Source organism: Streptococcus sp. 3.1, from assembly GCF_016648915.1.
In the GTDB taxonomy this organism is placed as follows: domain Bacteria; phylum Bacillota; class Bacilli; order Lactobacillales; family Streptococcaceae; genus Streptococcus; species Streptococcus salivarius_E.
In genome coordinates this window covers 1,167-9,971 of the sequence record NZ_JACLQV010000032.1, presented here as the reverse complement: position 1 = coordinate 9,971, position 8,805 = coordinate 1,167, and the positions used below count along the sequence as shown (strand labels likewise).

General features: G+C 32.9%; 8 protein-coding genes and 4 pseudogenes. 3 read left to right on the top strand and 9 right to left on the bottom strand.

Annotation, left to right across the window (positions count from 1 at the left end; genetic code table 11):
* Positions 1-30 precede the first annotated feature (30 nt).
* Complete coding sequence (locus H7U02_RS11055) at positions 31-1,239, top strand: ATP-binding protein (protein WP_045772496.1); 1,209 nt, start codon at positions 31-33, stop codon at positions 1,237-1,239.
* A 382-nt stretch (positions 1,240-1,621) separates the two neighbouring features.
* Here H7U02_RS11055 and H7U02_RS11050 read toward each other — a convergent pair whose 3' ends face one another.
* From H7U02_RS11050 to H7U02_RS11020, 9 genes and pseudogenes are all read right to left on the bottom strand, one after another.
* On the bottom strand, positions 1,622-2,239 hold the full coding sequence (locus H7U02_RS11050; RefSeq protein WP_005376691.1) for an SAP domain-containing protein: 618 nt from the start codon (positions 2,237-2,239) through the stop codon (positions 1,622-1,624).
* An 814-nt stretch (positions 2,240-3,053) separates the two neighbouring features.
* A complete protein-coding gene (locus tag H7U02_RS11045) occupies positions 3,054-3,521 on the bottom strand; it encodes an 8-oxo-dGTP diphosphatase (protein WP_045772495.1) in 468 nt (155 codons plus the stop codon).
* Positions 3,522-3,600: 79 nt separating this feature from the next.
* Positions 3,601-4,215, bottom strand: a complete 615-nt coding sequence (locus H7U02_RS11040) for a hypothetical protein (RefSeq protein WP_195413784.1) — start codon at positions 4,213-4,215, stop codon at positions 3,601-3,603.
* A 9-nt stretch (positions 4,216-4,224) separates the two neighbouring features.
* Positions 4,225-4,383 (bottom strand): annotated as a pseudogene (locus H7U02_RS11685) (SH3 domain-containing protein); the annotation flags it as partial.
* A 153-nt stretch (positions 4,384-4,536) separates the two neighbouring features.
* A pseudogene (locus H7U02_RS11680) lies at positions 4,537-4,611 on the bottom strand (YSIRK-type signal peptide-containing protein); the annotation flags it as partial.
* Between the two features lie 214 nt (positions 4,612-4,825).
* Positions 4,826-4,987 (bottom strand): annotated as a pseudogene (locus H7U02_RS11575) (peptidase S8); the annotation flags it as partial.
* A 107-nt stretch (positions 4,988-5,094) separates the two neighbouring features.
* Positions 5,095-5,829, bottom strand: coding sequence for an ABC transporter permease (locus tag H7U02_RS11030; protein WP_201043356.1), 735 nt, complete (start codon positions 5,827-5,829; stop codon positions 5,095-5,097).
* 1 nt (position 5,830) lies between these two features.
* The gene (locus H7U02_RS11025; protein ID WP_003095064.1) at positions 5,831-6,574 is read right to left on the bottom strand and encodes an ABC transporter permease; all 744 of its coding nucleotides are present in this window, start codon (positions 6,572-6,574) and stop codon (positions 5,831-5,833) included.
* Between the two features lies 1 nt (position 6,575).
* Positions 6,576-7,484 (bottom strand): ABC transporter ATP-binding protein, encoded by a 909-nt coding sequence (locus tag H7U02_RS11020; RefSeq protein ID WP_003095062.1) that lies wholly within the window; start codon positions 7,482-7,484, stop codon positions 6,576-6,578.
* Positions 7,485-7,736: 252 nt separating this feature from the next.
* Here H7U02_RS11020 and H7U02_RS11015 point away from each other — a divergent pair, with 252 nt between their 5' ends.
* On the top strand, positions 7,737-8,435 hold the full coding sequence (locus H7U02_RS11015; protein ID WP_073688845.1) for a response regulator transcription factor: 699 nt from the start codon (positions 7,737-7,739) through the stop codon (positions 8,433-8,435).
* Positions 8,436-8,451: 16 nt separating this feature from the next.
* A pseudogene (locus H7U02_RS11570) lies at positions 8,452-8,805 on the top strand (sensor histidine kinase); the annotation flags it as partial.

Below are 8,805 nucleotides of genomic sequence, written 5' to 3'. Positions count from 1 at the left end.
TTATATTATACTGTCTTTGAGGTAACTATTATGAACTATATTAAAAGACCACATTATTTAGACTTTTTAAGAAGACATCGTGACCGACAAATCATCAAAGTTGTGAGCGGAGTTAGGCGAGCTGGTAAATCTGTACTTTTTCAACTCTATAAAGAGGAATTACTAGCAACTGGGGTAGACAAGGAGCAGATTATATCCATCAATTTCGAAGATTTGAGTTACTATGAACTGCGACATTTTCAAACATTATTTACTTATATAAAAGAGCGGTTAGTTGAAGAGAAAACATACTATATCTTTTTAGATGAAATTCAACATGTTGAAAAATTTGAACTGGTAGCAGATAGTCTATTCATCTTACCAAATGTAGACCTCTATTTGACTGGATCTAATGCCTACTTTATGAGTAGCCAATTAGCAACAAACTTGACTGGGCGTTATGTTGAGATAGAGGTTCTTCCTTTGTCATTTGAAGAATACCTATCAGGTCAATCTCTCTCAGATAATCTGAATACAACAAAAATTTTTAACAATTATCTATTTAGTGCTTTCCCTTACTTATTGCAAACATCATCTTACGCTGAAAAAATTGACTATCTCAGAGGAATATATAACTCAATACTGTTAAACGATATTGTAACTAGATTGGGAAATCCAAATCCTACTATTATTGAGCGCATTGTCCGAACCCTTCTCAGTAGTACAGGTAGCTTAATATCAACAAATAAGATTCGCAATACCCTAGTCAGTCAAAATGTTTCCATATCCCATAATACTTTGGAAAATTATTTGACAACTTTGACAGATAGTTTACTTTTTTATTCCGTTCCACGTTTTGATGTAAAAGGTAGAGCATTATTGCAACGCTTAGAAAAATATTATCCCGTTGATTTAGGTTTACGGCATCTCTTATTACCAGACCACAAAGAAGACATTGGTCATATCTTGGAAAATATTGTATATTTAGAATTGAGACGTAGATATTCACAAGTATATGTTGGTAATTTAGATAAGTATGAGGTTGATTTTGTTGCTGTAACTGATGTTGGTCACTACGTTTATTATCAGGTCAGTGAAACAACACTTGCTCCAGAAACACTAGACAGAGAACTTAGACCACTAGAAGCCATTAAAGATCAATTCCCAAAATATCTATTAACAATGGATACGATTCAGCCAACAGCAAATTACAATGGTATTGAGAAGAAAAATATCATAGATTGGTTACTAGAAAAGTAGATAGACACTGAACACATAAATTGAGACGCAAAAATAACACTCCTGTTGAGATCTAGTAAAACTATGAACAGGAGTGTTTTATTATGACCGAAAAAGATTATTCAGTAGAAACTAAGTTAGGCTTCACCAAAATAAAAAATGATAGAGGTTAAATAGTGGGTCATTACGTTTCAGTAGAAACGAAAAAAGCTTGATTTAACGGCTCTATAATATTTGTAGTGGGTAAAAAACAAGATATTTTGTCTGTTTAGCTACCAAAAAGATACCATAGTCATTCATTCTTTTGTTTCTTTTCTTCGTACATTTCAAATAATCTTTTGATAGATTTTTTATTTCTATCGTCTTTAATACTTTATATTCCGTTCGACAAACTTGAAGTTGTTTACTTACAGTACTCCTCTATTTTGTAGCTATATTCTTTTAGAAGTCCCCGTGAATAAATTTTTTTATTTTTTGAATCTCTAACTTCTTTCCAAAGGATAGCCGCAACTTTTAACTTGTTGGAGTAATGATTGCTAAATTCATCCGCACAAAAGTCTTTTAGAAATTGATTCCATTGGCAAGCTGAATTATCATACTTGGCGTAGTCTGACTCTCCATAGTATATTTTAATCATATCTTGGATTGTAAAATTTATGTTGTTGTCCCGTTTTACTTTTCGCCAAGCTGTTGCCATATCAGCATTAAATTTAAACGGATTAACACCTGTTACAGCTGAAAAATAATCACGAAATTTCTGATTAAAGGAAAACCCACATTCAAGTAATGATGTATTTAGGGTTATTATTTCGGTTTGATTTTTGTTTCTTTTCCTCAAAAATTTTTCTACTCTATTTCCCTTAAAATATTGTTCTATAATATGATTTAATTCTTTTTTTGTACATCTGTATTCTAATCCAAGGTACTTACAAATTTGTGAAAGCTCTTCTCGATACCAGTAGTATCTGTTAAATTCTTCAAACGATTTTATATCTCTAAAATCAGGTCTATTTTCTTCCAAATACTCACCTCTACAACTCCAAGTTTATCCTATTATACCATAGATAATAAAAGTCATTCCCTGGCTAATTTGCCATATAGACCTAGTATCTCATATATCATAGTATGACATTGTCCTGTTTCATTTCATTCATCTCTGCTTCTGTCACTCCTAAACTATTGTTTATATTAATTATTAGTCTAATTATAGGATGGCACACAATAAAACATACTACTATACCATAAGTCAGTCGATCTCTAATTATAGGGGGGGTGACACCCCCTAAGTCCATTGTATCCTATCTCATAAATTGATATAATCTTCTTGTAGTTCGATGAAACTACACTCAAAAACTAATCCTTTCTGTCTCTAATCCTCCTAATAGAAATAGAGACTCCTAATCAATCCCGTTCACATCATAATCTCCTGTAAACCCAGATGTGAACAAACCTCCTTTACAACTAGGGCCCTCGCCCTAGTTTTTTATTTGCAAAAAAAAAATATTTTTAAAAAAAGTTGATATAAAGCGTTGCCATAAGTCAACGAATTTTCATCATTCTGAACATGCAAAAAGAGAAGACCTATATGGTCCTCTCTAGATGTTAGCTTTTCATCACCCACTACAGTTGACAAGGAGCCTTTTTTTCTACAAAAACATAGACTCCATAATTCCTACAGTGGTTTTACCCACTACAGAAATTATAGAGCCAAAATTTTAAGTAATAAATGAATTTAAGATAGGAGATATAGTAGCGAATAGTTTATTCAATTTGTACTAATAACTCCTAGCTGAGCAGCTAGATGTAGAATATTTATTGATACAAATCAAAAAAGTTTAATCAAACAAAATTGTTTTATTATGGCTAATACATTTTTTTGACTCATCCCAGTAATTAATACTTTCAAAACTTCCTTCACGTAAGTAAAGGGGCAACCTATTTTTAATTTCTTCTTGCATAGGTATTTCTTCAATATCTTCTAAATTCCACCATTTAGGTTCTCCTTCTCTAGAAGCACGAATATCTCCAGAAAAATTTGTACACAAAAAATCGTAGTATACGAACCTTTCGTTACCAATAGTATTGGTAAATCCAGAAATACCTTTTAATTTTAAATTTAAAGCAGTTAGACCAGTCTCCTCTTTTAATTCTCGAATAGCAGCTTCAAAAAAACTTTCAGGAAACTCTACTTTCCCACCTGGAGGAATCCATCCAGGAAAATCATCATGTTGTCTATTAAGTAAAAGAATTTTATTGTTTTTTACTACACACACATTAACCCAGTTTTTTATATTTTCTGCCATTTATACCTCCTAATATAAAACCAATTATGACATTTTTTAGATTATTTGACAAGGAGCCATTTTATCTTTTCTTTTTCTATCAATAGCCTATATCTGAATAAGCAATGTAAAATCGAACTTCTTGGTCACGATTTTTTTGAACAAAGCTGTACCACCACTCGCCGTTTTCGTACATGTATTTGTCCCACTCAATGTTTGTTTGAGGTTGTACATAAGCAACACCGCTGCTTTTATCAGGTGAAGCATAGACAGGGGTATCTTTTAACAACTCCAAAGTACCAGAAGTGGCTTCCCAACCACCATAACCTGTTTTCGGATCAGATTCAGAAGTTGTGGTTCCAGCTTGATTAGCACTGTTCCCTTGACTTGGTTGCGTTGGTGTTTGAGCTTGCGCTTGTGTTGGTGTAGTAGTTGTTGCACTAGAAGCAGCACTAGCTTCATTACTTGCAGCCTCGGTGCTAGTGTCTACTTGCGTTGAACTTGACGTGCTACTTGATTTCTTTGAAGAGTTCTTTGTCGAACTCTTACTGCTTTTAGTGCTAGGGGAGGACGTTTTGCTAGTCTTTGTGTCCTTGCTGTAGAAACCACTTTTATCTACTTTACTACTACCACAACCTTTTAATAGTACAAAAGCAAGTAAGATAACCAATACAGCTAATATCAAGCTCGTCACGATTTTAATTGTTTTTTTCATCATATTCTCCTATGCTACGCTAATGTAACGTCTGTTACCTGAAGCAGCGATATAACTAATCCAATAATGACCATCAGACAAAAGCACTTTGTCGTAATTAACACCGTCTCCGGTATCGTAATAAGCCAGTTCTGGTGAGGACATTTTAGGTTCTGCTTTTATACTAGCATGTGTAACATTATTTGAAGTGTTTGTAGATGAATCAATGTTGGTTGTTTCAACGTTTCCATGTGAGTCCTCAGATACAGCAGAATTGTTTAAACTGTCTTCCGTTCCTTTGGTAGCCTGCGCTACTTCTTGAGTAACAGTTGTTTCTTGAACAGTAGAAGCTACTCCGATAGAATATTTTCTGATTGAGAAACGTTGACTTCGTGTCATCCAAAATAATTTTTTCATAGGTTTGTACTCCATATATGTTTAAACGAACGCATTTAGAGTTTATTCAGAAATTTAGCATACAATAAAGCAAATTCAGAACAACTCTTTATTATTGATATGTGATTATGCAACTATTGTTATTTATCTCTAGGATGATGCGAGTCAATATCAAAATCATCCTCTGTGATAGGTACTTGGTTCATGTCAACACCTTCATTACTTCATTAATTAATTATTGAACAAAATTTGTGATGTTTAGCATTCTAAATTGATTACCATTTCCATCATGACTTAGCCAACTATTGTCATACAAGATTTTGATAGCTTCATCAAGCTGATTTTTTAAGTGATACTTTTCCATAATTAATCCCAAGGCAGCAGATACTTTTGGGGTGCAGTTCAAACTCTACTTGAGTGTTTACACATAATTATTGACAGTATCCAAATTTTTGACTGAAATTTCCTTATTCTGACATAAACAATGGATATATTTTTAAAACATTATTCGTTTTTCTTCAAAGCTGCCACTGTTAATTTATAGAAAAGTAAACTATATAGACTATTAACAACTAGAAAAATCGTCAAATCTATTAAGGACATATCTGTTAAAGAACGACTGCGTAGGGCAATCATTGGTTGAGAATAAGGGAAAAACTTTGTAAGATTCTCATTAATAAAAATCAGCACAAAGTTTAACATGCTACCAATTGTAGCAACTCCAACAGCTTTACTAAAATTACGAGTCTTTGCGGTTACGAAGGATTGAAGCGTCATTATCGGAAAAGAGGCCACCACTGATAACAGAAGCCATTTAATATGAACTGCTAAACTGAGGTCAAACGAAATCCCGTCAACTTTGGCAGCTACAACAAAAATAAGTAGTAAAAAAAGTTGGACGGAAAGAATCAGAAAGAAGCCACTTAATAGTTTTCCAAAGTACAATTTATCCATTGAAACTTGATTAGCTTTTAACATCTCAATGTTTTTTCTCTCAAATTCTGGCATCAGTAACTGTCCCACAATAATGGCTAACATAGGAGGATAGAGAAGTGTACTGTTATAAAATGTTAATTGTCCCCATAAAACAAGGGATTGTGTCTTATCAATTAAGACAGCCCTATTAGCAAAATAAACTCCTAAACCTATAAAGCTAGAAAAAATCAAAAATGCCATTCCAATCATGAACAATTGTAATTTGCGAGTCTTTTTCCACTCAGCAAAAACATAAGATCTCATTTCAACTTCCTCTCTTTCTCAGAATAACATTAGCTAAACCGTATAACATCAAACAATAAATCATAAAGAATACTAGTTTCCAAGGTAACTGTTGATCCAAGAGGTAGGTATATGCCCCATCCCCAAGAAAGTGATACTTATAAGGCGCTAAACTGCCTGCTCCGGTCAACGGATTAAGCAAACTAGCAAAACCATAACTTCTTGGATTTAAGACGATTCCTAAAAAACCTCCTAGCAATCCTAAAGCCAGTAATACGCCTTGTTTTTCTAGAACCATTGCTAACGTTAAATAGATAGAAACTAGAGCGAAAATAGATAATAATTGTCCTAAAAATTGAACTCCTACAATGTCCATAGGAATTGAGATACCAGATTGTTTTCCAAAGCAACAGATAGCTACAATTTCTGCAAAAGACATGACAAAGAAGAAGACCATTGTAAATAAAAATTTATGTCTAAAAATAGTCATCAAACCTAAGCCATTTGTAGCTTGTAATTTAAAGGTCTGTCCTTCACGTTCATTACTCACAATTCGACTCACAAATACAGAAACAGCAATAGGAAGCATGAGAAGGTTCACATTCTGATTACTAAATAAAGTTCCGACATTTTTTAACTCTGGATGCGAAAAAACAGACATAAACATTGCAATACTCCACAATGTCGCTACAATCATCAAAAGAGTAACAATTGAAAAAGATTTTGTTCGTCTACTTTTTAACCATTCAATGTACACACCTTTCATCTTATACCTCCTTTGTTAGTTCCAGAAAAATATCTTCTAATGTCTCACTTTCTCTAGTGACACGAAAAATTCTAAAGCCAAGGTCTGTTATATAGGTGATAATATCCGCAAGACGATCGTTACTCATATCGTCTAATTTAACCTCACTCGCCGATGCTTCCCGTACTCTGACTGAACCGAAATCAACTAAGTGTTGAACAATATTATTTTGCGAAAAATCGCCACCAATCTCAATCCAGGTATTTGATTTGATCTCACGAATCTCTCCTTCATAAACTAAACAACCATGATTTATAATACCAACCCGATCAGCAATCTGCTCTATCTCTGATAAGATGTGGCTGGAGATAAAGACTGTTAAGCCTTCTTCTTTTGCTAATTTAACAATCAACTCACGAATTTCATGAATCCCTGCTGGATCAAGACCATTAGTCGGTTCATCTAATAATAAAATTTGGGGCTTTTTAACTAAAGCAAAAGCTAAGGCTAAACGTTGCTTCATCCCTAGGGAATAGGCTTTCACTAATTTCTTACGATTTTTGTCCTCTGCCAATCCAACTAATTTCAAAGTTGGCCAAATATTATCCTCATCAAAACCTACCATTTTTTGAAATACTAATAAGTTTTCATATCCCGTTAAATTTGGATAATAAGATGGTTCCTCAATCATCGATCCAATTTGATTTAAGTAATCTTTATTCTCTTTGATATTTTGACCATTGACTAAAATCTCTCCTAAAGTAGGCTCCACTAAAGATAAGATCATTTTCATCGTAGTTGTTTTCCCTGCGCCGTTGGGACCTAAAAAACCATAGATTTCCCCTTCTCTGACTGTCAGTTTCTTAAGATCCACTGTAGTAGTGTCTTTATAGACCTTTTTAAGATTTTTCAATTCAATAATATTATTCATCTCATTAATTACCTTGTAATCCTTTTAGCCAGGATTGCTCCTTTCTTTACAATGTAATTCTACTTTATCATCTTAAAGATAACATTAAGATAGAACAGAATATTTTCTATACTTTTGAATTAATAAAGTTGAAGTAACTTTCATTGGTTTTTATTAGATTACTATGGGTATCTATATAGACTTTACCTGTCTCATCGGCTATATAGATAACTCTATGGTATAATTAAAACAAATTTTATGAGAGGTGCATATATGAATTTCGAAGCGCAGCTATTAAACAAACGGATATTAATAGTAGACGATGATGTTTCACTTAGTAAATCTATTAAAGAAGTTTTGGTGAGCAGGGGCTTTAAGAATATTAGTAATGCTTACAGTATTAGCGAAGGAATAGATATTTTTTCTATTTCTAAAATAGACCTCATTATCCTAGACGTAATGTTGCCTGATGGAGAAGGTTATCTACTTGCTCAGTACATCAGAGAAACTTCTGATATACCAATTTTATTTTTAACAGCCAAAAATAATCCAGATGATGAAGTTAAAGGATTAGATTCAGGTGGTGATGACTTTGTCACAAAACCATTTCTTCCTAAAACTTTAATCTATCGTATAATTGCTTTACTGAGGAGAGCATATAAAGGAGAATCAGAATTAATAACTTTAACTTCTTGTATCATTGATTTAAATAATGCTAGTGTAAAAAAAGAGGAACAGCATTTATCACTAACTCCAACTGAAATACAGATTCTAAGAAAACTATATACCAATAAAAACTATATTGTGTCAACAGAAGCAATCTGCGATACTATTTGGGGAATAGATAGTTTCGGGTATGAAAAATCCTTAATGGTACATATTCGTAATATAAGAGAGAAGATAGAATTATCCCCATCAAAACCACATCATCTCATTACAGTCAAAGGGCTGGGTTATAAGTTAGTTATCTGAATTTACGGAGTCTTCTATGAATATTTTCAAAAAAGGTATATTAAAATTCATTCTCGCCTTTCTTACCATAATATTAATCGATTTTGTTCTATTAGTAGCTACAACCAACTTTATCCGTAGCCAACAATCTCCTATAGATATCATACAAGGTGTATCTTCGAACATCACCCCATCAAATGGAACATATAAAGTTAATCAAACTGCAAAAAAACTGATTAAAAAGCACAACTTATGGGTCATGATTCTTGATCAAAAAAGTGGAAATGAAAAGTTTAATATCAAAAAACCTAAAAATATAAAAACACAATTTGATTATGCCGATGTCATTAAGTTTTCACGTTATTATTTAGATGACTATCCAATATTCACT

What these genes read in the sequence shown, in the direction of transcription:
- H7U02_RS11055 (WP_045772496.1), top strand. Translation starts at nt 31, where the DNA reads ATGAACTATATTAAAAGACCACATTATTTAGACTTTTTAAGAAGACAT.
- H7U02_RS11045 (WP_045772495.1), bottom strand. Translation starts at nt 3,521, where the DNA reads ATGGCAGAAAATATAAAAAACTGGGTTAATGTGTGTGTAGTAAAAAAC.
- H7U02_RS11040 (WP_195413784.1), bottom strand. Translation starts at nt 4,215, where the DNA reads ATGAAAAAAACAATTAAAATCGTGACGAGCTTGATATTAGCTGTATTG.
- H7U02_RS11030 (WP_201043356.1), bottom strand. Translation starts at nt 5,829, where the DNA reads ATGAGATCTTATGTTTTTGCTGAGTGGAAAAAGACTCGCAAATTACAA.
- H7U02_RS11025 (WP_003095064.1), bottom strand. Translation starts at nt 6,574, where the DNA reads ATGAAAGGTGTGTACATTGAATGGTTAAAAAGTAGACGAACAAAATCT.
- H7U02_RS11020 (WP_003095062.1), bottom strand. Translation starts at nt 7,484, where the DNA reads ATGAATAATATTATTGAATTGAAAAATCTTAAAAAGGTCTATAAAGAC.
- H7U02_RS11015 (WP_073688845.1), top strand. Translation starts at nt 7,737, where the DNA reads ATGAATTTCGAAGCGCAGCTATTAAACAAACGGATATTAATAGTAGAC.